Here is a 25788-nt window from a genome sequence, read left to right as displayed (position 1 = left end):
GTCCCGCGGCTCAGTCCAGCGGATCGTCGCCGCTGGCGGGCTGATTGGCGGTGGAGGCGGCGCTGGCGCCGTTGGTCGCCAGAAGTTCCACATCCTGGTTGCGCCCGGCAACGACCTTGAAATCGCGCTGGTAAATCTTGTCCTTGTTCTTGGCGATGATGACGTATTCGCCTTCCGCCAGCACCATGGAGGCGAAGGCGCCGACGCTTTCGCGCACGATGTCGCCCGAGGTCGTCAGCACCGACCAGGCGGTGTCGGCAAGCGCTTCGCCGCCCGCCTCGCGCACCAGCTTCATCGTCAGCTGCGCGGCACGATGCTCCACATTGGCCTCGGTGATCTTGCCGGCCTCGACGCGGATATCCGCGCGGATGACCGCATTGGCCGTGCCATAATTGGAGACGATCTGATAGGTCCCGGCATTCAGCCGCACGACGCTTTCGGGCTTGACGTCGGGAATGATGAGCGCCCGTTCGCCGCTGGCGTCCTCGTGATCCTCATAGATGGAGAATCGCAGCTGATCCTGCGGGATGCGCGCGCCGCCGGACAGAACCGCGTTGAGCTTGACGCCGCCCGCGTCGAGAATCATTGTCTCGTTGCGCTTGGCGCGGGTCATGGTGATGCGCTTGGTGGCGCCCGCCCGGCCGAAGGCCACATGCACGAGATAGCTGCCGGGGGCGAGGTTGAACGAGGTCGTGCCACCCTTGGCCGTTGCCAGCAGGGGCAGCTTGCCATCCGCATCGGCATCGGGCGAGAACACGCGCCAGACGAGGCCGCGGCCGATGTTTTCGCCGTTTTCCGCCAGTTTCGCCGACAGGACCAGCTCGGCTTCCGTGGCAAGCGGATTGTTGGTCGGGGCTTTCGGGTTGGCATATTGGTTGAGGTTGGGGATCGACGGCAATTCCACATCGGGCGTGGCGATGTCGGGTGCAAGCGCCTGCGCCCGGGCGCCGGTGGTCAGCAGGCCCGTGGTCAACAGGGTTGCTGCCAGTGCCGCCGGCAAAATCCAGGATGTGCCGGAGCCGAAGCCCGCTTTCTGAGTGTCGAATATGCCCATGCACTGTTTTGATCCGAAGCCGGTGGCAATTTCAAGGCTTTTTCACGCGATCATGACTTTACACGGCCGGTGAAACAGCGACATTGTCCGCCCATTCGAAAAACAGCATCTGGTACCCCGTTTCATGCCTTCTCCCATCATTGAATTTCTGTCGCAGCGCAGCTCAACCCCCATTTCCGCCATTGGCCTTCCCGGACCAAGCGATGCGGAGATCGAAACCATGGTCCGCATCGCCGCGCGCGTGCCCGATCATGGCCGCCTGACACCCTGGCGTTTTGTCCTCTATCGCGGCGATGCGCGCGTCGAGGTTGGCAAATATCTCGCTGATCTGGCCGAGGAGCGGGAAGGGCCGCTGACCGAACAGCGGCGTGAGCAGGAGCTGAAGCGCTTTGCCCGCGCGCCGCTGGTCATCGGCGTGATCTTCTCCAAGGTCGATCATCACATTCCGGAATGGGAGCAGTTCCTGTCCTCTGGCGCGGCGGCGATGAACCTCGTCCATGCGGCCAACGGCCTCGGCTATGCCACCAACTGGATCAGCAACTGGTATTCATCCGATGAGAAGGGCCGGGCGCTGCTCGGGCTGGCGCCGCATGAGCGGGTGGCCGGTTTCGTCCATATCGGCAGCTGCGATACGAAAGTGCCGGAACGCCCGCGTCCGGAGGTAAAGGATATCCTGTCCGAATATGCCGGACCGTGGAAGGGCTGAGCCGCCATGTTCTACAAATTCGATGATGGCCATGGCCTGCCGCATGATCCCTTGAAGGCCATCGTTTCGCCCCGTCCCATCGGCTGGATATCCAGCCGTTCGGCGGAGGGCAAAATCAATCTGGCGCCCTATTCCTTCTTCAACATGATCAGCACGAAACCCTGCCTGATCATGTTTTCCTCGGAGGGGCGCAAGGACAGCGTCACCTTCATCGAGGAAACGCGGGAATTTGCCGCCAATCTCGTCAGCGCCAACCTGTCGGTGGCCATGAACAAGACGTCGGTCAATGCGCCGCGCGGCGTCAGCGAGTTCGAATATGCCGGCCTCAATGCCACCGATTGCAACCTGATCGGCGCGCCGCGCGTGGCCGAAGCCTTTGCGACGCTGGAATGCGTCGTCACCGACATCCGTCACCCGACCGACCGGCACGGCAATCCGGTGCAAGCGCTGATGGTCACCGGCGAAGTCGTCGGCGTTCACATTGACGAGGCGATCCTGACCAACGGCCTTGTCGACATGACCAAGGCGCAGCCGGTGTCGCGCCTTGGCTACATGGACTTTGCCACGGTGTCGGAAACGTTTCAGATGTTCCGGCCGAAATGGGAGGGGTAAGGTAAAAAGCCTTGCACTTACCGAAGTGCGTGGTTCGACAAGCTCACCATGAGGGAAGTGGTTGATTGCAAAGCTCATCACAGGCGTTGCAGAGTACAGCAGCCCTGCAGCTCGCTTCATCCCTCATGGTGAGCTTGTCGAACCACGCACTGTCAGGCATGCCGTCGAACGGCCTAAGCAGCACCAACCCGCCCCATCAGCCGTTCCGCCCGGCGCAGATGCGGGCGGTCGAACATCAGCCCGTCAATGCCGATGACGCCCGCCGCGGGATCGTCGGCGAAGGCCCGGATGATCTTCTGCGCCTGTGCCACCGCTTCGGCCGAGGGCGTGAACACCGCGTTGATCACCGGGACCTGCGCCGGATGGATCGCAAGCTTGGCGGTAAAGCCGTCGCGCTCCGCTTCGGCGCATTCGCGGGCAAGCCCGGCATCGTCCTTGTAGTTGATGTAGACCGTATCGATGGCGGCGACATCGGCGGCCGAAGCGCCGAGAACGGTCAGGGCTCGCGCCAGCCGGAACACGTCGGTATAGCGCCCGTTGTCATCGCGCACCGCGCGCGCGCCGATGACCGCCGACAGGTCTTCCGCACCCCAGGTGAGACCGATCAGCCGTGCCGATGCATCGGGGTAGCTGGCCGCCGACAGGGTGCCGAGCGCGGTTTCCGTGATGATGGCGAGAATCCGCGTCGAGCCCTCCGCCGCGTCCGCATGGGCCTCGTGCACGTTCAGCTTGGCCGACAGCCGCGTCACATCCTTGCCGCAGTTGGATTTGGGCAGGATAATGCCGTGGGGCAGCGACGGCATGACCGCGCCGAGGTCGGCATCGGCAAGGCCGCTCGCCAGATCGTTGATGCGCACGAACAGGCGCGGCGCACTTTTATCCCGGTTCGATTTGAGAAAATCCGCCGCGATCTGCCGGGCAGCGGGCTTGCGTTCGGCGCTGACCGAATCTTCGAGATCGATCAGCAGCACATCCGCGCCGCTGGCGAGGCCCTTTTCCAGCTTCTTTTCCGAATCGCCCGGCACGAACAAAAGCGAGCGCATCAGGCAGCGCTCCGGGATTTCATCATCGCCTGGCGCGTGCATTTGGCAACGAGAACACCGTTCTGATTGTAGGCACGGTGCTCGAACGCGACGATGCCGCGATCCGGCTTGGATTGGGACGGCCGCGTTGAAAGCACTGTTGTCTCCACCCGCACCGTATCGCCGTGGAACAGCGGCGCGGGGAAGGTCACGTCGGTCATGCCCAGATTGGCAATCGTCGTGCCGATGGTGGTGTCATTGACGGAGATGCCTATCATCAGGCCGAGCGTGAACAGCGAATTGACCAGCGGCTTGCCCCATTCGGTCTTGGCGGCGAAGTCGAAATCGATGTGCAGCGGCTGCGTGTTGAGCGTCATGACCGAGAACAGCATGTTGTCGCTCTCGGTGATGGTCTTGCGCAGGCTGTGATTGAACACGTGCCCGACTTCGAATTCTTCCAGATACAGTCCGGCCATGTGCTGGCGTCTCCTCAATGCGAATTTTTGCAAAAGACTAGGTCGGCTTCGGCAGGTTCGCAACCTAGTGGTCCGATTCTGACATTTGCATCCCGTTGATACAGGCCATTGAGGCAAATGTCAGAATCAAAGGACCACTAGCAAGTCTATGTTTCTAGTGGAACTTTGAATTTGACATTCGCATGTGGCAGATGATGTCAAATGGGATGCGAATGTCAAATTCGTTCCACTAGCAGCATAAACTTCTGCTTTGTGACTGATTGAACATGGTTAATCGACATGGTGAACCGATCGTAAACCTTTTGCCGCTAGCCTTATCTGCAATAAGGGCTTGGGGTATAAAATTCATGACAATACAGCATTATCTGGCGATGGTCGGACATGCTTCTGCGGCGCAGCGTTGCCATGCCGCAGGCGCGCTGGCCCATGTCTATCTCGAAACCGGACGCGCCTTCGAGGATCGCTGTGCGGCGGAGGCGGCGCTGACGGTGCTGCTGGACGACCCATCGCCAAAAGTGCGCCTTACCCTGGCCGAAGCTTTCTCCACCAGCGCCCATGCCCCGGCTCACATCGTCGCCGGGCTGGCACGCGACCAGGCGGAAATCGCCGCCTACATGCTGGCGCGCTCGACGGTGCTGACCGATATCGACCTGATCGACTGCATTGCCGGCGGCTGCGCGGAAAGCCAGGGGGTGATTGCGGGCAGGGCCAAGGTGTCCTTTGCCGTCAGTGCCGCTCTCATCGAGATCGCCGAACCGGTTGCCATTCTCGAACTGCTGGCCAACAGCCGCGCCGAGATTGCCGATATCAGTTTCCGTCGTCTGGTCGAGCGCCTTGGTCATGTCGCCGATATCCGGTCGCTGCTCGCCGATGATGACCGCTTGCCCGCCGATTGCCGCCATGCGCTGGCGATCAAGGTGGCCGAAGCCCTGTGCCAGATGGATATGGTCATGGCCCTGATGGGCGAGCGCCGTGCCAGGCGCATCACCAGTGAAGCCTGCGTCAAGGCCTCGATCAGTCTGGTTGCCGAAACACCGCCAGCGCAATATCCGGCGCTGATCGAGCATTTGCAGCTGCGCGGCGACCTGACCACCGCCTTTGTCATCCGCATCGTCGCCTCCGGCAAGATCGATTTTTTTGGCGCCATTCTGGTGGCGCTGTCCGGGCACAACCTTGCCCGGGTGCGCAACCTTTTGATCGATGGCCGCGATGCGGCGCTCGGCGCGCTGTTCAGTGCCGCCGGACTGCCCGACAGCACGCACCAGCCGCTGCGCGTCGCGCTGCATGCCTGGCGCGATGTCGCCAATGGCCGGCTGTCCATCGGGCCGCAGGAAGTCACGCGCCGCATGATGGAGCGTCTTGCGCCGGAAAAGCCTGTAATGGCGCACGACCTGACACCGGCCAATGACGGCATGCAGTCGCTCCTGCGCAAGATTTATCTGGAAGCGATTCGGGAGAATGCGCGCAGCCACGCCCTGGCCATCGCCGCCGCCTGACCCGGCTTTTTCGACACGAGCGCGCATTTGATTACAAAATCCGATGCCCGTGTGAACGAATGAATATGCGGGCCGCGTGTTCCGTGATGCAAAATTGCTTTTTTCCGGCGCAGCGCCGTGGCCCGGTCCCGAAGCCACGCCGGAATGATCATAGATTTCATATTGTTGCCGCCGGATATTGATGTCTGCAGGCATTTCCGGGGAGCAGGGCGGAATAATAAGACAGTATTACTGACCTAATATTTCATGGTAGAGTGCGGAAACGTCGCGTGACTGGGAGGTCTGCTGAATGCCCGATGATTCCACGAGTGAATTTGGTCCACTAAGCCTGCACGTGCCGGAACCGGCCGTGCGTCCCGGCGGCGAGCCGGATTTTTCCAATGTGAACATTCCCGAAGCGGGTTCGGTGCGACGTCCGCCCGTCGATGCCAATCCGGAGGAAATCCGCGATCTGGCGTTTTCGATCATCCGTGTTCTCAACCGCGATGGCGAAGCCGTCGGCCCCTGGGCTGGCGAACTGACGGACGAGCAGCTGATTGAAGGCCTGCGCCACATGATGACGCTGCGCACCTTCGATGCGCGCATGCAGATCGCCCAGCGGCAGGGCAAAACCTCCTTCTACATGCAGCATCTGGGCGAAGAAGCCGTGAGCTGCGCCTTCCGCATGGCGCTGTCGCCGGGCGACATGAATTTCCCGACCTATCGTCAGGCCGGTCTGCTCATTGCCGGCGGCTACCCGATGGTCGAGATGATGTGCCAGATCTATTCCAACGAAAGAGATCCGCTCAAGGGCCGCCAGCTCCCCATCATGTACTCCTCGAAAGAACACGGGTTCTTCTCGATCTCCGGCAATCTGGCGACGCAGTATATCCAGGCCGTCGGCTGGGCCATGGCATCGGCGATCAAGAAGGACACCAAGATCGCGGCGGGCTGGATCGGCGACGGATCGACGGCGGAATCGGATTTCCACGCCGCACTGGTCTTTGCCTCCACCTACAAGGCCCCGGTTGTCCTCAACATCGTCAACAACCAGTGGGCGATCTCCACCTTCCAGGGCATTGCCCGCGGCGGTGCCGGCACCTTCGCCGCGCGCGGCCTCGGCTTCGGCATGCCTGCCTTGCGGGTTGACGGCAACGATTATCTCGCTGTCTTCGCCGTGGCCAAATGGGCCATCGAGCGGGCGCGGCGCAATCTCGGCCCGACCATCGTCGAATATGTCACCTACCGTGCCGGGGCGCATTCCACCTCGGACGATCCGTCCGCCTACCGGCCGAAGACCGAATCCGATGCCTGGCCGCTTGGCGATCCCGTCATGCGGCTGAAGAACCATCTGATCGGGCGCGGCGTCTGGTCGGAGGAGCGCCACACCCAGGCCGAAGCGGAAATTCTCGACAGCGTGATCACCGCCCAGAAGGAAGCCGAAAGTTTCGGCACGCTGCATGCGGGCGGCAAGCCGTCGGCGCGCGACATGTTTGAAGGTGTCTACGAGGAAATGCCGCCGCATCTGCGTCGTCAGCGCCAGCAGGCGGGAGTGTAAGCGATGCCGCGTAAGACAATGATTGAAGCCATCCGCGATGCGATGGATGTGATGATGGAACGCGACGACAACGTGGTCGTGTTCGGCGAGGATGTCGGGTTTTTCGGCGGTGTGTTCCGCTGCACCCACGGCCTGCAGGCCAAATACGGCAAGACCCGCTGTTTCGATGCGCCGATCAGCGAGGGCGGTATCGTCGGTGCTGCCATCGGCATGGCGGCCTACGGCCTGAAGCCCTGCGTCGAAATCCAGTTCGCCGACTATGTCTATCCGGCCTATGACCAGATCGTTTCGGAAGCGGCGCGCCTGCGCTACCGCTCCAATGGCGGCTTTACCTCGCCGATCGTCATCCGCATGCCGGCGGGCGGCGGCATTTTCGGCGGCCAGACCCACAGCCAGAGCCCGGAAGCGCTGTTCACGCACGTATCCGGTCTGAAGGTCGTCGTGCCGTCCAATCCGCACGATGCCAAGGGCCTGCTGATTGCATCCATCGAAGACCCGGACCCGGTGATCTTCCTTGAGCCGAAGCGGCTCTATAACGGCCCGTTCGACGGCCATCATGACCGCCCGGTGACGCCGTGGTCGAAGCATGAGCTGGGCGAGGTGCCGGACGGGCACTATACGGTGCCGCTGGGCAAGGCCATCAAGCGCCGCGAGGGCAAACAGCTGACCGTGCTTGCCTATGGCACCATGGTCTATGTGGCGGAAGCTGCCGCCGAGGAAACCGGCATCGATGCGGAGATCATCGATCTGCGCACGCTGCTGCCGCTCGATCTGGAAACCATCGTCGAATCCGTCACCAAGACGGGCCGCTGCGTCATCGTGCATGAGGCAACGCTGACATCGGGTTTCGGCGCGGAACTCGCCGCACTGGTCCAGCAGCATTGCTTCTACAATCTGGAAGCGCCGGTGGCGCGGGTGACGGGCTGGGATACGCCCTATCCGCATGCGCAGGAGTGGGACTATTTCCCCGGTCCCGCGCGCGTTGGCCGTGCATTCCTTGAAACGCTGGAAGGGTAGGAGCAGACGATGGGTGAATTTGTCATCAAGCTGCCGGATGTCGGTGAAGGCGTTGCAGAAGCCGAACTCGTCGAATGGCATGTGAAGGTCGGTGATCTCGTGCGCGAGGACATGATCCTCGCCGCCGTCATGACCGACAAGGCGACCGTGGAAATTCCGTCCCCGGTCGACGGTGAAATCCTCTGGCTGGGCGGCGAGATCGGGCAGGTGATCGCCATCGGTTCGCCGATCATCCGCCTGAAGGTCGAAGGCGAGGGCCATGCTCCCGCTCCAGAACAGGCGAAGCCGGTCAAGGCTGAAGAACCAAAACCCCAGCCCGCCAAGGCAGAGCCAAAGCCGGAGATCAAGGCTGCAAAGCCCGAAAAGGCCGCAGCCCCGGTTGTGCATGCGCCGGTATCCGTGCCGCTTGGCATCGGTGCGCCGCGCGCCGAGGGCGACAAGCCGCTGGCCCCGCCGGCGGTGCGCCTGCGGGCGCGGGAGGCAGGTGTCGACCTGCGCCAGGTGACCGGCACCGGTCCGGCCGGGCGCATCACCCATGAAGATCTCGACACCTTCTTTGCCCGCGGCGCGCAAAAGCCCGTGGTCTCCGGTCTTGCGCCTGATATGTCGGTCAAGGAAATCAAGGTGGTGGGCCTGCGCCGCAAGATTGCGGAAAAGATGGCGATTGCCAAATCGCACATCCCGCACATCACCTATGTCGAGGAGATCGACGTCACCTCGCTGGAAGAACTGCGCGCTTTGCTCAACGGCAAGAAGCGTGCCGACCAGCCGAAGCTGACGTTGCTGCCGTTCCTGATGCGCGCCATGGTGAAAGCCATTGCCGAGCAGCCGCAGCTGAACGCCCTCTACGACGACGATGCCAACATCATCCACCAGCATGGCGGGGTGCATATCGGCATTGCTGCGCAGACGCCGTCCGGCCTCGTGGTCCCCGTCGTCAAGCACGCGGAAGCGCGCGATCTCTGGGGCTGCGCTGCCGAAGTCAATCTTCTGGCCGAAGCGGCCAAGACCGGCACGGCAACGCGCGAGCAGCTGACCGGTTCGACCATCACCATCACCTCGCTGGGCAGCATGGGCGGTATCGTCACGACGCCCGTGATCAACTATCCGGAAGTCGCCATCATCGGCGTCAACAAGATGATGACACGGCCCATGTGGGATGGCGCGGCGTTTATACCGCGCAAGATGATGAACCTGTCCTCAAGCTTCGATCACCGCGTGATCGACGGCTGGGACGCCGCAGTCTTCATTCAGCGGATCAAGACGCTGCTCGAAACGCCAGCGCTGATATTCGTGGAGGGTTGATCCGATGAAAGATATTTCCTGCAAGCTGCTGGTCATCGGCGCTGGCCCCGGCGGCTATGTCTGCGCCATCCGCGCCGGACAGCTCAATGTCGATACGGTGATCGTCGAGGCGGCGAAGGTCGGCGGCACGTGCCTGCTCGTCGGCTGCATTCCGTCGAAGGCGCTGATCCACGCGGCCGATGAATTCGCCAAGGTCGCGCATTTCGCCGCCCGGCAGACGCCGCTCGGCATCTCCGTTGCCGAACCGGCCATCGATTTCACCAAAACAATCGCCTGGAAGGACGGCATCGTCAGCCGCCTCAACAACGGCGTTGCCGGTCTGCTCAAGAAGGCAAACGTCAAGATCGTCACCGGCAAGGCCCGCTTCCGTGACGGCAAGACCATCGAGGTGGAAACCCTGACTGGCCTGCAGATCATCCGCGCCGAAAACGTCGTCATCGCCACCGGTTCCGCGCCGGTCGAAGTGCCGTCGCTGCCGTTCGGCGGCAATGTCATTTCCTCGACCGAAGCGCTTTCGCTGCCGGACGTCCCGGAAAAGCTCGTCGTGGTCGGCGGCGGCTATATCGGGCTCGAGCTCGGCACGGCCTATGCCAAGCTGGGTTCCAAGGTCACGGTGGTCGAAGCCCAGCCGAAAATCCTGCCGCAATATGATGCGGAGCTGACCCGCCCGGTGGTCAAGCACCTCAACACGCTCGGCATCACCGTGCTGACCGGCGCCAAGGCCAAGGGGGTCAGCAGCAAGGGCGATGCGCTGTTGATTGAAACGGCCGACGGCAAGGACGAGCGCGTTGCCGCCGACAAGATTCTGGTGACGGTCGGGCGCAAGCCTGTCACGTCGGGCTGGGGGCTGGAAGAGATCGACATCGACATGGATGGCCGCTTTGTCCGCATCGATGACAAGTGCCGCACCTCGATGCGCGGCGTCTATGCCATCGGCGATGTCACCGGCGAGCCCATGCTGGCGCACCGCGCCATGGCGCAGGGCGAGATGGTGGCGGAAATCGTTGCGGGTGAAAACCGCAGCTGGGACAAGCGGGCCATTGCCGCCGTCTGCTTCACCGATCCGGAAATCGTCACGGTGGGCCTGTCGCCGGATGAGGCCAAGCAGGCCGGGCATGAGGTCAAGATCGGGATGTTTCCCTTTGCCGCCAATGGCCGCGCCATGACCAAGGAAGGCGAGGAGGGCTTTGTCCGGGTGGTGGCTGCCGCCAGCAATCACCTGATCCTCGGCATTCAGGCCATCGGCCATGGCGTCTCCGAACTGTCGGCTTCGTTTGCGCTGGCCATGGAAATGGGCGCGCGGCTGGAAGATATCGCCGGAACCATCCACGCGCATCCGACGCAGGGCGAGGGGTTTCAGGAAGCCGCGCTCAAGGCGCTGGGTCACGCGCTGCACATCTAGGACAGCGTTGTTATCGCATCGGAAGGGCGCCGGAAACGGTGCCCTTTTTGTTTGCGTGAATGCGAGGCAGTGTTTCCCCGTCGCCACGCCCGCATTTGCGTCTGGCTGTTGAAAGATAGGAATGACGGGCGGTCCCTGGAACGCGGGTCTTGGGGTATGCGGTATGCGATGCTTGCGATCCAAGGACCACCCGCCCCGGCGATTTCAGGTCTTGCCTGTTCTGCTCCTTCATCCGGCTGCTGGACCAGATGAAATAACAGCTTCAGCGAAACCTGCCCGACCTGCGGGTTCTCCCCACAAGCCGAAGCGCCGATCCTTTCCCGACTTGCGAAAGTTTCCGGAAGCATTCCCGCCGGAAAGGACACGAGCAGAATAAGCGCGGATGGGACGTGTTGGATAAGTTGGTAGGATTTTTTCTGATGGGCGAGTGGCAAAACCAGTGCGCACCCTTCGACAAGCTCAGGATGAGGGAGGGTGAGGATTGCAGGGCGTTACATCCTCAACGTTTGTGATTGGCATTGCAACCAAATCACTTCCCTCATGGTGAGCATGTCGAACCACGCACTATCTTCCTGCGGCCCAGAGGGGAGTGAAGACCCACATTACTCTTGCAGAACCGTTGCGCGCGGTTCGCCCTTCCTAGGTAGGGTTGCGAATTTTTAAAACTGATAATTTCAGTCATATTTTGATTGTGACACCCATCCTGTTTTGAACTTTTGCGAAAGGAAATGCCATGCGTGAATTGACTGAGGCAGAACTGGATATGGTATCGGGCGGCGCTCCCGGCCGATCGGGAACCTACGATTCAAAAGATCATTGGGGAACAGGCGGGCCAACGGGCAGTGCAAAGACAGCCCTAGAGGGCGCAAGAATTGCTTTTGCCGGCACTCTTCAAGGGAGCTATACCGGGACAAACGGCCGAGTAAATTGCATGTATACAACACCAGTTGGTGGTTTTGGGGATTTCAATATGCCCTCCAACGAGCCCGGCACCTAAGACAAAATAGGTTTGATATTCCATGGAAATTGTAAAAAACCTCAGTTTGACCGAGGATGCTGAAAGAAATCTTCGGTCAAATTACAAAGAAAAGGACATGATGAATATCGATCATATCCATCATGTCCACACCTATACCCACTATGCGTGGCTTAATGAGGATAATTCCATAAAATCACAAGGCGTTCGTTTGGTGCGCATGCAAGTTTTTCATGAATTATGCAATGTTAAATATTCTTTATTTGACAATGGCAAGAAAGTATTTGGAGTTGCTTTTTCTGATGAACTTTCAGAATTGAAATATTTGGAATACGATAAATATGACGAAAATCATCACTACACGATAGATTATATTGATGGTGTTAATTACATAATAAAATCAAATCCGCATCAAATCATTACTGAAATGCTTGATCGTATTCGCATAACGCACAAATGACTGCGTGACGCCGCCTGCCGACAATCGTGCGATTGACGCCGCTCCGTCTACTGCTGCTGACTTTCGAAGGTTTCCCGAAACATTCCCGCCGGAAAGGACAGGGATGAGAATATCTCGGGTTGGGACGCGGTGGATAAGTTGGTGGGATTTTTTCTGATGGGCGAGTGGCAAAACCAGTGTGCGTGGTTCGACACGCTCACCATGAGGGAGGTGGAGGGCTGCAGGGCGTTACATCCCGCAACGTTTGTGATTGGCATTGCAACCAAATCACTTCCCTCATGGTGAGCGTGTCGAACCATGCACAACGCGTTATGCCATCCGCTGAAAATTGGCTCCCCCAAAACAAAATGGCGATGCAAATCACCTGTTCCCGTGCATGTCTCGCACACGCATTTCGACGGGGCAATCGGGGCCGCAAGCGTCCTCATCACACAGTCTGCAGAGATGATCGGATTGGTCTCGGCTCGTGGTCATGTTCTCCAGCATCTGACTTACCAGGCCATGAAGAACATCCTGATTTTGCTGGGAGAGGGTAATGAGCGATTTTTTGAGGACGGCTTCCCTTGCATCAATGAGGTCGTTGCGAAGCTGCTTGCCTTCGGGTGTCAGGTGCGACGTGACTTCACGTTTGTCCTTGCCGGGCGCCTTGGTGATAAGCCCGGCACCGACCAGTGCTTCAACCGTCCGAACAATGACAGAGTGACTGAGGCCCGCGATTGTCGCAATCTCCCGGATGGTGAGGTTGGGATAATGGCCCAAAGCGACAAGCGTTGCGCAGCCAGCGGTTCCGATCCCGCTCGCTTTCTGAACTGCCTCAATTTGTGCATCGGCAAGCGCCAATGACAAGGCTCCCAGCACATTAACCAGTTGTGGATTCATGTTTACCCATATATATGTGTGTTGCATACATTTATTTGTGATGTGAAGTTTATCTCACTTTTGCCTCGAGCAACAGAACGAGTATCCGGTTGTTCAGCGGATAGAGGGACCATCGTGTGACACACGTGCCAGAGGATAACCTCATGATCATCCTTGCCTATTGCCGCCTTGGAAGCGGGGCGGCAATGCTGTCCGCGTCGATGCAGAAGACAAACCCTGATCAGCCGGCAGGTTGTATCGCCGGTCTCCTGAACAAATTGTTGGGACGACAACGATGAGTGCCTTGGAAACATCGATTTTAAAGTCCTCGAAGAATCCCACCAGAACGATTGCCATCCTTGCCATGATCGGTTCGGCCGCCTGCTGGGGCCTGGCAACGGTGATGAGTCGCGACGTTCTCCATCAGATGTCACCGCCGGCGCTTCTTGTTGTTCAGCTCGTGGCCAGCGTCAGCTTGTTGTTGTTGATGGCCGTACGCGAGCGTCCCGCGAAGCACATCGGCAAGCCACTCATTCGCGCGTCGCTCACCGGCCTTCTTGAGCCGGGACTGGCTTATACGGTCGGTCTCATTGGCCTGTCGTGGACAACTGCCGGGCATTCTGCGGTTATCAGCTCGGCTGAGCCGATTTTTATTCTTCTCCTGGGGTGGCTGCTGTTCAAACAGCGCCCGAGCGGACGTCTCATGGGCTGCATTGCACTGGCGTTCATGGGATTGGTGCTTGTGTCCCAGGAGCAGGGGGCGGATCAAGCGCTTGACCAGATGCTGGGGGACTTCCTGATCGTCCTTGCGACCATGTTTGCCGCCGGATATGTTGTTCTCTCTGCCCGCCTCAGCTCAAGCTACCCTCCGGCGACCCTCGCCGCAGCGCAGCAGACCGCCGGATTGGTGCTGGCCATTGCAGTCTACGGCATTGCTATAACCGCCAATCTCGTCCCGCCGCTGTGGAATGACGTGTCAGCATCGACATTATGGTATGCCGGTTTCTCCGGGGTTGTGCAGTACGCCATACCGTTTTGGCTCTATCTCATCGGTTTGCGCGTGTTGAGCGCCGGTGCTGCGGGGCTCTACCTCACGCTGACCCCGCTTTTCGGTCTGGCGGGGGCATATATCTGGCTGGGTGAGCAACCCCATCTCATCATGTTCATCGGTGCAGGTCTTATAGTGGGAGCCGTTTTGATGGGGCGCTCGGAAACATGAGATTGTTTGCTGGGGCGCAGCGAACCCATGCGAAAGCATTGTGCCAACCATTGTTAAGCGCTCCCCCAAACAAAAAATGGCGATGCAAAGCACCGCCATTTGAAACAGGTTTCATCGTTGAATATCAGATGTCCAGCTCTTCCACGAACGCGGCGCGGTCCTGGATGAAGCGAAAGCGGGCTTCCGGTTTCGTGCCCATCAGATCATCGACCGCGAGTCTTGTTTCCTCGATCCACTCCTCGTCGATCTGCACCCGCAAAAGCGTGCGCTTCTTGCGGTCCATTGTCGTTTCCTTGAGCTGGTCGGCGCGCATTTCGCCGAGGCCCTTGAACCGTCCGATTTCGATCTTGCCCTTGCCGGTGAACAGCGTGCGCATCAGTTCATCCTTGTGCGCATCATTGCGGGCATAGGCGACCTTGCCACCCTGGGCGATGCGGTAGAGCGGCGGCACGCCGAGGAAAAGGTGGCCGTTGCGGATCAGTTCCGGCATTTCCTGATAGAAGAAGGTGATGAGCAGCGAAGCGATGTGCGCGCCGTCGACGTCGGCATCGGTCATGATGATAATGCGGTCGTAGCGCAAATCCTCGTCGCGGTATTTTGACCGCGTGCCGCAGCCGAGCGCCTGGATCAGGTCGCCGATCTGCTGGTTGGCCGTCATCTTCTCCCGCCCGGCGCTGACGACGTTGAGAATCTTGCCGCGCAGCGGCAGCACCGCCTGCGTGGCGCGGTCCCGCGCCTGCTTGGCCGAGCCGCCGGCGGAATCACCCTCGACGATGAAGAGTTCGGCGCCGAGCGCACCCGTCTGGGTGCAGTCGGCCAGCTTGCCCGGCAGGCGCAGCTTGCGCACCGCCGACTTGCGGTTGACTTCCTTTTCCTGGCGGCGCTTGACGCGCTCGTCCGCACGCTCCACCACCCAGTCCAGCAGCTTCGATGCTTCCTGCGGCGAGGCGGCAAGCCAATGATCGAATGGATCGCGGATGGCATTTTCGACAATGCGCTGCGCTTCGACCGTGGCAAGCTTGTCCTTGGTCTGGCCGACGAATTCCGGTTCGCGGATGAACACGGAGAGCATGGCCGCCGACGAGATCATCACGTCATCGGTGGTGATGATCGAGGCGCGCTTGTTGCCGGTCAGTTCCGCATAGGCTTTCAGGCCGCGGGTGAGGGCGATGCGCAGGCCCGCCTCATGCGTGCCGCCTTCGCCTGTGGGAATCGTGTTGCAGTAGGAATGGACAAAGCCGTCGCCGCCATACCAGGCAACCGCCCATTCCAGCGCGCCATGGCCGCTGGATTTTTCCGTCCTGCCCGCAAACATGTCGCGCGTGACCTGAAAATCCTTGCCGAGCGAAGCAGCCAGATAATCCTTCAAACCGCCGGGGAAATGAAACACCGCCTTGTCGGGTGTCGGGTCCTTCGGGTCGAGCAGGGATGGTGCGCAGTTCCAGCGGATTTCAACGCCGCCGAACAGATAGGCCTTTGACCGGGCCATCTTGAAAAGGCGTGCGGGGTCGAACTTCGCGCCCTGACCGAAAATCTCCGGGTCCGGGTGGAAAGTTGTGCGCGTGCCGCGACGGTTGTGCACCTCGCCGACATCCTCGATCGGTCCGAGCGGATGGCCGCGCGAGAAGCGCTGGCGGTAGAGGCGCCGGTTGCGGGCAACTTCCACTTCCACGTGATCGGACAGGGCGTTCACCACCGATATGCCGACGCCATGCAGACCGCCCGATGTTTCATAGACGTCTGAATCGAACTTTCCGCCCGCATGCAGGGTGGTCATGATGACTTCGAGCGCGGATTTGCCGAGCTGCTTGGGATCGGGATGCGGATCGACGGGGATGCCGCGGCCGTTGTCGGTGACCGAGAGATAGCCGTTCTCGTCCAGTTCGATATCGATGAAGTTGGCGTGCCCGGCAACCGCCTCGTCCATCGAGTTGTCGATGACTTCGGCAAAGAGATGATGCATCGCCCGCTCGTCGGTGCCGCCGATATACATGCCCGGACGGCGGCGAACGGGTTCGAGACCATCGAGAACCTGGATCTGCGCCGCATTGTAGCCGCCGCTGCTATCGGGGGCGGCGCGTGCCGGGGCCTTCGCGGCCGCAACCGGCGCGATTTTCACAGGCGGTGCCACCGGCGTCGCGGCGGGTTCGACCCTGGTCTGGTCCACCGCTGCCTGGCGTTCCCGGGCTGTTTTGACTACCGCTGAAAAGAGGTCGTTATTGTCATCCATATCGTATTTTGGCCAATGCTACAGGGGCTGCGAATCACCGGCAATCTTGACATGCTTCGCCGGGAAACGCGATGGGCGTTCGTGATCTGTTCCGGGGTTCACCACAGAACTATGCGGTTAAAACCCAAGTTTCAAGCGGCTTTGAGGCGCGACACGGCTTTTTCGAGCTCTTCGATCCGCTCGCCCAGCTCCTGGTGCAGAGCCTTGAGATTGGCGATCTGGCTTTTCAGCAGGCGGTTTTCGTCCGCCGTGTCGCTCTCGTCGGGCGATTGTCCGACCCCGTGTATGAGCCAGGTCTGCGTGACCCCGAGCGATCCGGCCAGCATGAACAGACGGTGGACACCGGGCTCCGACCGGTCGGATTCCCAGGCGGCGATGGTTTCCGGCTTGACGCCGACACGCACCGCGAGCTGCGCCACCGTCATCGACTTGGCATCGCGCGCGCGGGAAAGGCGGCCGCCCAGCGTGTCCGTGTCGGGCATGGCGGTGATGATGTTGGAGATGAAATTCATGGCTTTCTCCATCTTTTTCTTGTTTTTAAAGTGTAGACGAAAGCTTTTGCACCATTTGGAAGCAGAAAAGTCAAATCCGGCGGCATTTTGCTTCCATTTTGCATTATGCGGATGATTGCTTTTTTCCGCAGAGCCGATATGGCTGGGGCCCCACCTGAGCCATTTGTCCCGGAAAGGCCGCACCATGGAAAACACAACCTCGCCGCAAATGAGGGGCGTCGGAACGATGGCCGGTGCGATGTTTATCCTGCCGATGATGGATGCCATCGCCAAATGGTTGTCGACGGTGGACAGCCTGCCGCCGGCCACGGTGACGCTGTCGCGCTTCGTCGTCCAGACGATCCTGACCATGCTGATCATCGTGGCGCTGACCGGCATGCGCTCGCTCAAGCCGCACAATCTCTGGGGCAACCTGCTGCGCGGTTTTCTGATGGGCATCGGCAGCCTGTGCTTCTTTGCCGCCGTCAAATACATGCCGCTTGCCGATGCCATGGCGGTGTTTTTCGTCGAGCCGCTGATGCTGACGCTGCTCTCGGCCGTGGTGCTGAAGGAAACCGTCGGCTGGCGCCGGCGCATTGCCGTTGCGGTCGGGTTCATCGGGACACTGATCGTCATCCAGCCGAGCTGGGAGCTGTTCGGCTGGGTTTCGCTGCTGCCGCTGGGCACGGCGGCGCTGTTTGCGGTCTATCTCGTTCTCAACCGCCGCCTGGGCGTGCACGACACGCCGCTGGTCATGCAGCTCTATGCGGGCATCGGCGGCACCGTGACGGTGATCGTTGCCCTGTTCCTCGGTGCGGCCTTCGGTGTCGGCGACATGACGCTGGGCACGCCCGCGACCGGCATGTCCTGGTTTCTTTTGTTTGCCATCGGCGCGATCGCCACGGGCGGGCATCTCCTCGTGGTGCAGGCTTCGCGCCTTGCGCCGGCGTCGCTGCTGGCGCCGTTCCAGTATCTGGAAATCGTCATGGCCGTCATCATCGGCCTGTTCGTATTCCAGGAGTTTCCGACCGCGTCGAAATGGCTGGGCATTGCCATCATCATTGCCTCGGGTGCCTATGTGGTCTGGCGCGAGGGGAAAAAGCAGAAAACGCCGGAGCCTGCTTTCAATTAACCGGCCTGCTTTCAATTAGAGCGTCGACAATAGCAGTTGAGCAAATCAGCCATTGGCAATAGAACCAGAGGCGCATTTTGTGCGGGAGGTCCATAAAAGTGTTCAAGAAAATCCTGATTGCCAACCGTGGGGAAATTGCCTGCCGCGTGATCAAGTCGGCAAGGAAAATGGGTATCGCCACGGTGGCGGTCTATTCCGACGCGGATCGCGATGCGGTCCATGTCGATATGGCCGACGAGGCGGTGCATATCGGTCCGGCGGCGGCCTCCGAGAGCTATCTCGTCGCCGACAAGATCATTGCCGCCTGCAAGGCGACCGGCGCTGAGGCCGTTCATCCCGGCTATGGCTTCCTGTCCGAGCGCGCCTCTTTCTGCGAGGCGCTGGAGAAGCAGGGCATCGTCTTCATCGGGCCGAAACCCAGGGCGATCATCGCCATGGGCGACAAGATCGAATCGAAGAAATTCGCCAACGCCGCCAAGGTGAACACGGTTCCGGGCTTTCTCGACATCATCACCGATGCGGCGCATGCGGAAAAGATCGCCGGTGAAATCGGCTATCCCGTGATGATCAAGGCCTCCGCCGGCGGCGGCGGCAAGGGCATGCGCATCGCCTGGGACGAGAGCGAAGTGCGCGACGGCTTTGAACGCGCCACCTCGGAAGCGCGCAATTCCTTCGGGGATGACCGGGTGTTCATCGAAAAATTCGTGGTCGAGCCGCGCCACATCGAAATCCAGGTGCTGGGCGACAGTTTTGGCAACTGCATCTATCTGGGCGAGCGCGAGTGCTCGGTGCAGCGCCGTAACCAGAAGGTGGTGGAAGAAGCCCCGTCGCCATTCCTCGACGAGGCCACCCGCAAGGCCATGGGCGAACAGGCCGTGGCCCTGGCCAAGGCGGTGGACTACCAGAGCGCCGGTACGGTCGAGTTCATTGTCGACAAGCACCGCAACTTCTATTTCCTCGAGATGAACACCCGCCTGCAGGTGGAACATCCGGTGACCGAACTGATCACCGGCATCGACCTGGTCGAGCAGATGATCCGCGTGGCGGCGGGCGAAAAGCTCGCGCTGAAGCAGTCGGACGTCAAGCTGAACGGCTGGGCCATCGAAAGCCGCCTTTATGCCGAAGATCCCTACCGCAATTTCCTGCCGTCGATCGGCCGCCTGACGCGCTACCGCCCGCCGAGCGAAGGCCCGGTCGGCAAAGCCATCATCCGCAACGACACCGGCGTGACGGAAGGTTCGGAAATTTCGATGTTCTACGACCCCATGGTGGCAAAGCTCTGCACCTGGGCGCCGACCCGGCTGGAAGCCATCGATGCCATGGCCGATGCGCTCGATACCTTCGTCGTCGACGGCATCGAGCACAACATCCCGTTCCTGGCGGCGCTGATGCAGCATCCGCGCTGGCGCGAAGGGCGGCTGTCCACCGGCTTCATCGCGGAAGAATTTCCAGACGGCTTCCATCCGATTGCACCAACGGCCGGCGACAGGGACGTGCTGGCCGCCATTGCCCTTGTGGTGGAACTGGTGCGCAAGGGACGCCTCGACGGCCTCAGCGACCGCCTGCGGCCGCATACGGGCAGGATCCGCGCCGAATGGGAGGTGCGGATCAACGATGAATACGTGCCGGCGAAAATTCACCGCAGCGTGGCCAAGCCGCCGGTCAAGATCGAACTGTCGCTGCATGGCGGCGAAGCCATCACCATCCGCAGCGATTGGCGGCCCGGCGATGCGGTCTGGGACGGCTATATCGACGACCGCGCGGTGAAGGCGCAGCTGCGCCCCGTGCTTAACGGCGTGCGCATCGACTGGAAGGGCATGTCGGTGATCGGCCATGCCATGCAGACGCATGTGGCGGCGCTGGAAAAACTGATGCCGGTGAAACTGCCGCCGGACACATCCAAAATGCTGCTGTGCCCGATGCCCGGTCTGATCGTGTCGATCAACGTGGCGGAGGGTCAGGAGGTGAAGGCGGGTGAAACGCTGGCGATTGTCGAAGCCATGAAGATGGAAAACGTGCTGCGCGCCGACCGCGATCTGACCGTATCGGCCATCAACGCCAAGCAGGGCGACAGCCTGGCCGTGGATGCGGTGATCATGGAGTTCGCCTGATCTGATAGCATGACCATAGTGCGTGGTTCGACGAGCTCACCATGAGGGATGTGGGTTGATTGCAGCCAGCAAGCTCCCTCATGGTGAGCTTGTCGAACCACGCAGATCGGTTCTGCCAAATCCTCTAGCGCTCGACCGGCCCGAACACAGGCTCGAATGCATCCCGCAGCGCCCGGTCGAGATCATCCATGCCGACGGGCAGGCCGAGATCGACGAGGCTGGTCACGCCATGGCCGCGCACGCCGCACGGCACGATGCCGTCGAAATGGGCAAGCTCCGGTTCCACATTGATCGAGATGCCGTGAAAGCTCACCCATTTGCGCAGGCGGATGCCGATGGCGGCGATCTTGTCTTCGGCGGGAGACCCGTCCGGCAGCGGCGGGCGCTCCGGCCGGGTCACCCAGACGCCGACGCGGTCCTCGCGCCGCTCGCCGCGCACGTTGAACGCGCCAAGCGTGGCGATGATCCATTGCTCCAGCGCCGCCACGAAGGCGCGGATATCCTCGCGCCGCCGCTTCAGGTCGAGCATGACATAGGCCACGCGCTGACCGGGGCCGTGATAGGTGTATTCGCCGCCGCGCCCCGTGGCATAGACGGGAAAGCGGTCGGCAGCCAGAAGGTCGCCGTCCTTGGCGCTGGTGCCGGCGGTGTAGAGCGGCGGATGTTCGACCAGCCAGACCAGTTCCTTTGCCGTGCCGGCGCGAATCGCCGCAACGCGGTCTTCCATGAAGGCGAGGGCGGTATCGTAATCGGTCAGCCCATCGGCGACGCGCCACTCCACTTTCGGGGAATCGCTTTGGGCAAAAAACGCGGAGACGAGATCGTCGCGGTTGTTCTTCATGATCGGAAACCAAACTTTCGACTGTCGCTTCATCCCGGATGAATGACGGCGGATGGGGCCGTTTGCGGCCATCAAAGCGCCGATTCCCTTGGGATAAAGATGGTGAGCCGCATATGGACTTTTTCCTGGAAGATTTCCAGTGTGAGGGGTGCGGCATAACTTTCACCCGGCTTTGTGAAAAACATTCGGGTTTATTGCCGACAGGGCTTGTTTCACTGAAATTCATTTGCTACATGCCGCGAGCCGACACGTTCGGCTTCTACCACAGTGCGGTCGTGGCGGAATTGGTAGACGCGCAGCGTTGAGGTCGCTGTGTCGCAAGACGTGGAAGTTCGAGTCTTCTCGACCGCACCATTTGATTTCTCTTCAAGATTGAAATCATTGCAGAATAGGGCAGCCTAACGGCTGCCCTATTGCATTTCCGGCTGGCAGTCTTCCTGCCAACACCATGGTCTCTCCGGTTCCGGTCAAAATAGTCGGGAACTACGGCATCTGCCGTATTGATGCAATGAACGGCGCCCATTACGGGTGATGGTTGCGTCGGGAATGCTGTGGGGCGAGGGGAACAATGCCGAGATCGAATTGGCCGGAGGGGTTCGTCCCCCACCGGCAGGTATATGGTGCGCGCCCAACACTATTGGCGGCATGGCTGTTCTTCGTCTGTTTGGCCGTATTCTGGCCTGCCCTGTCGCAGGCCCAGACAGCGCCGATTGCAATTCCCGTGAGTGTCACCGTCGGCTATGGCAGCGCTGCCAATCCTGTAATACTCGGTATTGGCGGCGGCGCGGCGATATCAGTGGCGATCGCAAGCGCTCCAGCCCATGGGACTGCGACAGCATCCGGAATGTCGATCACCTACACACCGGCAAGCGGCTATACCGGACCTGACAGTTTCACCTATACCGCCACCAACCTGGATGGAACGTCGGCTCCAGCCACGGTTACCGTGACGGTCTCACCACCAACAATGACGTTGAGTCCGGCAGGGTCGCTGCCGGCTGCCAGTTCTGGTTCCGTTTACAGCCAAACATTCTCTGTCAGTGGTGGCACAGCCCCTTATACCTTTTCGATCGCGGCTGGCTCACTTCCCGCTGGCATGACACTCAACGCTGCGACGGGAGCCCTGGCGGGGACGCCAACCGTCAGCGGTACTTTCCCTTTCAGCGTGCGGGCGACGGATAGCAGCACGGGCCCCGGCGCGCCGTTCTCTGTAACGAATAGTTACATCCTTGTTGTCAGACCCGCTGGCATCATCAGCCTGGCGCCTTCAACTCTTCCCAGCGGCAAAACCGGCGTCAACTATTTGCAGACGCTGACGGCGTCAGGCGGGACCGCACCCTATTCGTTTGCGATCACATCCGGGGCGTTGCCAAACGGCATGACGTTAAGCGGCGTGGGCGTTTTGTCCGGTGCGCCGACTGTGGCCGGAGTGTTCAGTTTCACTGTAACCGCCACCGACGATCTGCGTATGAACGGCGCTCAGGCCTACACATTGGTAATCAATCAGGCCGCGCCGGTTGCGGTCAACGATGCCGCCGCAACCTTGGCCAACCAAGCCATTACCATTCCCGTGACGGTCAACGATGGCGGTATAATAACCTCCATTGCCGTCACCAGCGCGCCTTCCCATGGCGCGGTGGCCGTGAACGGTCTTAACGCCGTGTATACCCCGGCCGCAAATTTCTTCGGCACCGATACTTTCACCTACAGCGCCACCGGGCCCGGCGGCACCTCCGCCCCGGCGACGGTCACCATTACCGTATCGCCGCTGGCTGTCCCGATCGCCGCTGCGCATAGCGCTGCAACGATGGCTGGAAATGCCACCACCATTGACACGGCGGCGGGCGCCACCGGCGGCCCCTTCACAGGCGCGGCCATTGTTACCCCTCCGGCTTTTGGTAGTGCGACCGTGTCGGGCACCAATATCATCTACACGCCGCCGGCAGGGGCGTCAGGCGCGGTCAGCATCGGCTATACCCTGAGCAACGTGTTCGGAACGTCGCCGCCGGCCACGATTACGCTGACGGTCAATCCGCTGCCGGTGGCCGCGGCCCATTCCGTCACCACAAGGGCGGGAACGCCGGTGACGGTAAACCTGACAGAAGGCGCAACCGGCGGTCCGTTTACCGCGGCAGCCATGGTGTCGCTCAGTCCATCGGGGTCAGGCACCGCAAACATTCGCGACAGCGGCGACGGCGGCAGCCGGGCTTTCCAGCTGGATTTTACGCCCGCCGCCACGTTCAGTGGTGTTGCTATGGTCAGATATACCCTTGGCAATGCCTTCACCACATCGGCGCCCGCCAATGTTACCATTACGGTGATGGCAAGGGCCGACCCATCAAAGGACGTGGAAGTCATCGGTATCGTCAACGCCCAGGCGGAAGGCGCGCGCCGGTTTGCCGATGCCCAGCTGTCGAATTATGGCGACCGGTTGCGCCAGCTGCGCCGGGGCGGCGGCAACGAGTCCAGCCAGGGCATCAGCCTGAACACGCCACGCAGTGATGACGGGGCAAAGGATCGGCGCGACCCGGCCGACGCAACGCCGCTCGGGTTTTTCACCGAGCCGAGACGGACCCGGCCTGCCGAGCCATTCAACAGAGTGGTCGCGGAAAAGCTCGTTCCATCCCGCTTCGGCGTCTGGACGGCCGGTCAGGTCGACATTGGCGACACATCCGGCAAATCCTCCGGATCGGGCCGGGATTTTACAACCTCCGGTGTGAGTGCCGGGCTGGATTACCGTTTCAACGAACGGTTGACCGCCGGTATCGGCCTTGGTTACGGCAGGGACAGGACGGATATTGGCAGCAATGGTACGCGCAGCGAAGGTGAAAGCTGGAGCATCGGAACCTATGCCAGCTGGCGGCCGATCAGGAACACCTATCTTGAAGCCGTGCTCGGCTATGGCGCGCTTTCCTTCGACAGCAAGCGCTACCTGACGGAAGACGGCGGTTTCGCCAATGGTTCCCGCGATGGGCAGCAGGTGTTCGGCAGCGTGAAGGCCGGTTATGAAATAAGCCGGGATGCCCTCTACTTCACCCCCTATGTCGGGATGGACGCATCCTGGACGAAACTCGATGCCTTCAACGAAAGGGACGGCGGATCGAACAGCCTGCGCTTCGGCAACCAGACGGTGAATTCACTCGTTGCCGTCGTGGGTTTTGAGACGGATTATACCTATCGTTTCACCGGCTACACGTTCACGCCGAACCTGAAAGCCGAATGGCGCTACGACATGGCAAATGCGAGCGACATTGACCTGAATTATATCGATTGGTCCGGCGGCCCGTTGTTCAGTCTCAAGGGCGATGGCACGGTTCGCAACGCGGTCCGACTGGGCCTGGGTTTCGACGTGGTCCTCGACCAGGGGCTGAATCTCGGCCTTGCCTACAACACCACGCTTGGAGAAGGCGGCGCCATTCGTCATGGCTTCAATGCAAAGGCCGGCCTGAGGTTCTAGAGCCTTTCCTGCTTAAATAGAAACAGAAGTGTTTCTATTTAAGCAGGAAAGGCTCTAGGCGTCGTCACTCCGTGCAGCTTGCGCTGGCTGGTTCCTTCTCAAAATTAAACCGCAATTCGATTTAGGGTAGACCGCACCGCATCACTCTAAAGGAATTGTTCTGATGTTCAGCGCCGCAAAATACGCACTTCTCGCATGTTTTCTCGTGTTGAATGCTCCCGCCAATGCATCGCAATCCGCCGTTGCGCTCGTATATCGCGGGCCTGCCGGTTGTGATGATTGTTCATCGGCGGCCGCCGAAGCCCTGAGGAACAGCACCTTCCATTTTGATGTTAAATTCATCGGCCCCAATGAGCAGCTGAAGCTTGTGCCATCCAGTTTCATTGGAGCTTCCTTATATGTACAACCCGGCGGCGGACAGGACATTGACGGCGCAAGGAGAAGCCTGGGCAAGGCGGGCATCCAGGCCGTCCGGGATTTTGTATCCAAAGGCGGCCGGTATTTTGGAATTTGCATGGGCGCGTATCTCGGTACGGATTTGGGCTTTGACATCGTCGAAGGAGAAACGGATTCCGAGGTCGGGAGGCCGGGGTTTTCCGTGTCCGATATCGGCGATCACGTGGTGCCGGTTCAATGGGCAGGGGCGTCATTGTGGACATATTTTCAGGATGGTCCGCATCTGCCCAGAAATCATGCGAATTCAGGTTTCCGGGAACTTGCCCATTATCAAAATGGCGATCTGGCGGCCGCTCGTTACGCATTTGGCAAAGGCAGCGCGACTTTGGTCGGGCCGCACCCTGAAGCGCCCCAGAAATGGTATGATCATTACGGTCTGCACAATCCTGATGGTGTGAACTCCAGGCTGATCCAAGGATTGCTGAACGCGGCGATGGCAGAATGAGGCTCCGGGGATCAGACCCGTCATCATCCGCGTGGATGCCGCTGGCAATACCAGAACAATAGCGGTCATCCCCCGGCGGAAAGAGGGGGAAAGTCCGGGGCGTCGCGGATCAGGTCAAAAACTCGGGCCGCTGTTGGTCGTCCACTCCGCATCGGGTACACCATCGGTAAAGCCGCGTTGCGCAACCACGAACGTGATGTCGGACTCCAGGACAAAGGGCGTCGTTTCATAATAGGCGGTTGCGATGCAATCTTTTTCGGCGCGTGTCAGCCCGCGGCTGGTGATGACGTCGACGTTGTATTCGTTCTCGTCGGTGGGTGCCAGTTTTACTTTATAATGACAGTCACGTGGAATATGGATCCTGATTACTTCGATGCCAAAGGGCCATCTGACCTTCACGGAATCACCGCGATCATAGTATTGATCGGTTGTGATCTCGTTCGACGATGCTGAAGATGATGACTTGTGCTTTGTCATTTGCTTTT

The 25788-nt window shown here is 60.3% G+C and carries 22 protein-coding genes and 1 tRNA gene; 15 read left to right on the top strand and 8 right to left on the bottom strand.

The genetic code is table 11. From position 1 onward, the window contains the following. Positions 1–10: 10 nt before the first annotated feature. A complete protein-coding gene (locus tag J1W56_RS20360) occupies positions 11–1054 on the bottom strand; it encodes a hypothetical protein (protein ID WP_223615113.1) in 1044 nt (347 codons plus the stop codon). A gap of 124 nt (positions 1055–1178) precedes the next feature. Between J1W56_RS20360 and J1W56_RS20355 the strand changes: the two genes are divergently transcribed. Beyond that, positions 1179–1760, top strand: a complete 582-nt coding sequence (locus J1W56_RS20355; RefSeq protein WP_223615112.1) for a nitroreductase family protein — start codon at positions 1179–1181, stop codon at positions 1758–1760. A gap of 6 nt (positions 1761–1766) precedes the next feature. After that, on the top strand, positions 1767–2372 hold the full coding sequence (locus tag J1W56_RS20350; protein ID WP_223615111.1) for a flavin reductase family protein: 606 nt from the start codon (positions 1767–1769) through the stop codon (positions 2370–2372). 173 nt (positions 2373–2545) lie between these two features. Here J1W56_RS20350 and J1W56_RS20345 read toward each other — a convergent pair whose 3' ends face one another. Together J1W56_RS20345 and J1W56_RS20340 are read right to left on the bottom strand one after the other, a co-directional pair. Further along, entirely contained in the window at positions 2546–3415 is an 870-nt protein-coding gene (locus J1W56_RS20345) for an HpcH/HpaI aldolase/citrate lyase family protein (protein WP_223615110.1), read from the bottom strand. Continuing rightward, the gene (locus J1W56_RS20340; protein WP_223615109.1) at positions 3415–3870 is read right to left on the bottom strand and encodes a MaoC family dehydratase; all 456 of its coding nucleotides are present in this window, start codon (positions 3868–3870) and stop codon (positions 3415–3417) included. The genes J1W56_RS20345 and J1W56_RS20340 overlap by 1 nt, the downstream gene beginning before the upstream one ends. Before the next feature lie 347 nt (positions 3871–4217). Here J1W56_RS20340 and J1W56_RS20335 point away from each other — a divergent pair, with 347 nt between their 5' ends. The 7 genes from J1W56_RS20335 (at position 4218) to J1W56_RS20305 (ending at position 12063) form a co-directional block, all read left to right on the top strand. Continuing rightward, entirely contained in the window at positions 4218–5366 is a 1149-nt protein-coding gene (locus J1W56_RS20335) for a DUF2336 domain-containing protein (protein ID WP_223615108.1), read from the top strand. A 289-nt stretch (positions 5367–5655) separates the two neighbouring features. Continuing rightward, positions 5656–6903 carry a 3-methyl-2-oxobutanoate dehydrogenase (2-methylpropanoyl-transferring) subunit alpha gene (locus J1W56_RS20330; protein ID WP_223615107.1) on the top strand — a complete coding sequence of 416 codons (1248 nt, stop codon included), beginning with the start codon at positions 5656–5658 and terminating at the stop codon, positions 6901–6903. 3 nt (positions 6904–6906) lie between these two features. Then, positions 6907–7920 (top strand): alpha-ketoacid dehydrogenase subunit beta, encoded by a 1014-nt coding sequence (locus J1W56_RS20325; protein WP_223615106.1) that lies wholly within the window; start codon positions 6907–6909, stop codon positions 7918–7920. Positions 7921–7929: 9 nt separating this feature from the next. Continuing rightward, a complete protein-coding gene (locus tag J1W56_RS20320) occupies positions 7930–9225 on the top strand; it encodes a dihydrolipoamide acetyltransferase family protein (RefSeq protein ID WP_223615105.1) in 1296 nt (431 codons plus the stop codon). A 4-nt stretch (positions 9226–9229) separates the two neighbouring features. After that, entirely contained in the window at positions 9230–10627 is a 1398-nt protein-coding gene (gene lpdA / locus J1W56_RS20315) for a dihydrolipoyl dehydrogenase (RefSeq protein WP_223615104.1), read from the top strand. Between the two features lie 733 nt (positions 10628–11360). Then, positions 11361–11624, top strand: coding sequence for a Maf family protein (locus J1W56_RS20310; RefSeq protein WP_223615103.1), 264 nt, complete (start codon positions 11361–11363; stop codon positions 11622–11624). A gap of 97 nt (positions 11625–11721) precedes the next feature. Then, a complete protein-coding gene (locus J1W56_RS20305) occupies positions 11722–12063 on the top strand; it encodes a hypothetical protein (protein WP_223615102.1) in 342 nt (113 codons plus the stop codon). Positions 12064–12423: 360 nt separating this feature from the next. Here the strand turns inward: J1W56_RS20305 and J1W56_RS20300 are convergent, their stop codons facing one another. Beyond that, a complete protein-coding gene (locus tag J1W56_RS20300; RefSeq protein WP_223615101.1) occupies positions 12424–12942 on the bottom strand; it encodes a MarR family winged helix-turn-helix transcriptional regulator in 519 nt (172 codons plus the stop codon). 274 nt (positions 12943–13216) lie between these two features. Between J1W56_RS20300 and J1W56_RS20295 the strand changes: the two genes are divergently transcribed. Continuing rightward, on the top strand, positions 13217–14140 hold the full coding sequence (locus J1W56_RS20295) for a DMT family transporter (protein ID WP_223615100.1): 924 nt from the start codon (positions 13217–13219) through the stop codon (positions 14138–14140). A gap of 124 nt (positions 14141–14264) precedes the next feature. Here J1W56_RS20295 and parE read toward each other — a convergent pair whose 3' ends face one another. After that, positions 14265–16370 carry a DNA topoisomerase IV subunit B gene (parE, locus tag J1W56_RS20290; protein ID WP_223615099.1) on the bottom strand — a complete coding sequence of 702 codons (2106 nt, stop codon included), beginning with the start codon at positions 16368–16370 and terminating at the stop codon, positions 14265–14267. Positions 16371–16501: 131 nt separating this feature from the next. Further along, positions 16502–16882 carry a helix-turn-helix domain-containing protein gene (locus J1W56_RS20285; RefSeq protein WP_223615098.1) on the bottom strand — a complete coding sequence of 127 codons (381 nt, stop codon included), beginning with the start codon at positions 16880–16882 and terminating at the stop codon, positions 16502–16504. Between the two features lie 184 nt (positions 16883–17066). Here J1W56_RS20285 and J1W56_RS20280 point away from each other — a divergent pair, with 184 nt between their 5' ends. Then, positions 17067–17993: a DMT family transporter gene (locus J1W56_RS20280; protein WP_223615097.1), complete on the top strand. Its 927-nt coding sequence runs from the start codon at positions 17067–17069 to the stop codon at positions 17991–17993. Between the two features lie 98 nt (positions 17994–18091). After that, positions 18092–20104 carry an acetyl-CoA carboxylase biotin carboxylase subunit gene (locus J1W56_RS20275; RefSeq protein WP_223615096.1) on the top strand — a complete coding sequence of 671 codons (2013 nt, stop codon included), beginning with the start codon at positions 18092–18094 and terminating at the stop codon, positions 20102–20104. Positions 20105–20228: 124 nt separating this feature from the next. Here J1W56_RS20275 and lipB read toward each other — a convergent pair whose 3' ends face one another. After that, on the bottom strand, positions 20229–20945 hold the full coding sequence (gene lipB, locus J1W56_RS20270) for a lipoyl(octanoyl) transferase LipB (protein WP_223615095.1): 717 nt from the start codon (positions 20943–20945) through the stop codon (positions 20229–20231). A gap of 269 nt (positions 20946–21214) precedes the next feature. Here lipB and J1W56_RS20265 point away from each other — a divergent pair. From J1W56_RS20265 to J1W56_RS20255, 3 genes are all read left to right on the top strand, one after another. Beyond that, a tRNA-Leu gene (locus J1W56_RS20265) sits at positions 21215–21299 on the top strand. A gap of 214 nt (positions 21300–21513) precedes the next feature. Next, positions 21514–24402, top strand: coding sequence for an autotransporter domain-containing protein (locus J1W56_RS20260; RefSeq protein ID WP_223615094.1), 2889 nt, complete (start codon positions 21514–21516; stop codon positions 24400–24402). A 163-nt stretch (positions 24403–24565) separates the two neighbouring features. Further along, positions 24566–25303: a BPL-N domain-containing protein gene (locus tag J1W56_RS20255; protein ID WP_223615093.1), complete on the top strand. Its 738-nt coding sequence runs from the start codon at positions 24566–24568 to the stop codon at positions 25301–25303. Between the two features lie 114 nt (positions 25304–25417). On the opposite strand, the gene J1W56_RS20250 is transcribed toward J1W56_RS20255, so the two are convergent. After that, entirely contained in the window at positions 25418–25780 is a 363-nt protein-coding gene (locus J1W56_RS20250) for a hypothetical protein (RefSeq protein WP_223615092.1), read from the bottom strand. Positions 25781–25788: the final 8 nt, after the last annotated feature.

The organism is Phyllobacterium calauticae (assembly GCF_019991125.1).
Taxonomy (GTDB): Bacteria; Pseudomonadota; Alphaproteobacteria; order Rhizobiales; family Rhizobiaceae; genus Phyllobacterium; species Phyllobacterium calauticae.
The sequence above is the reverse complement of the archived record's forward strand: the minus strand, read 5'-3'. Positions and strand labels throughout refer to the sequence as shown.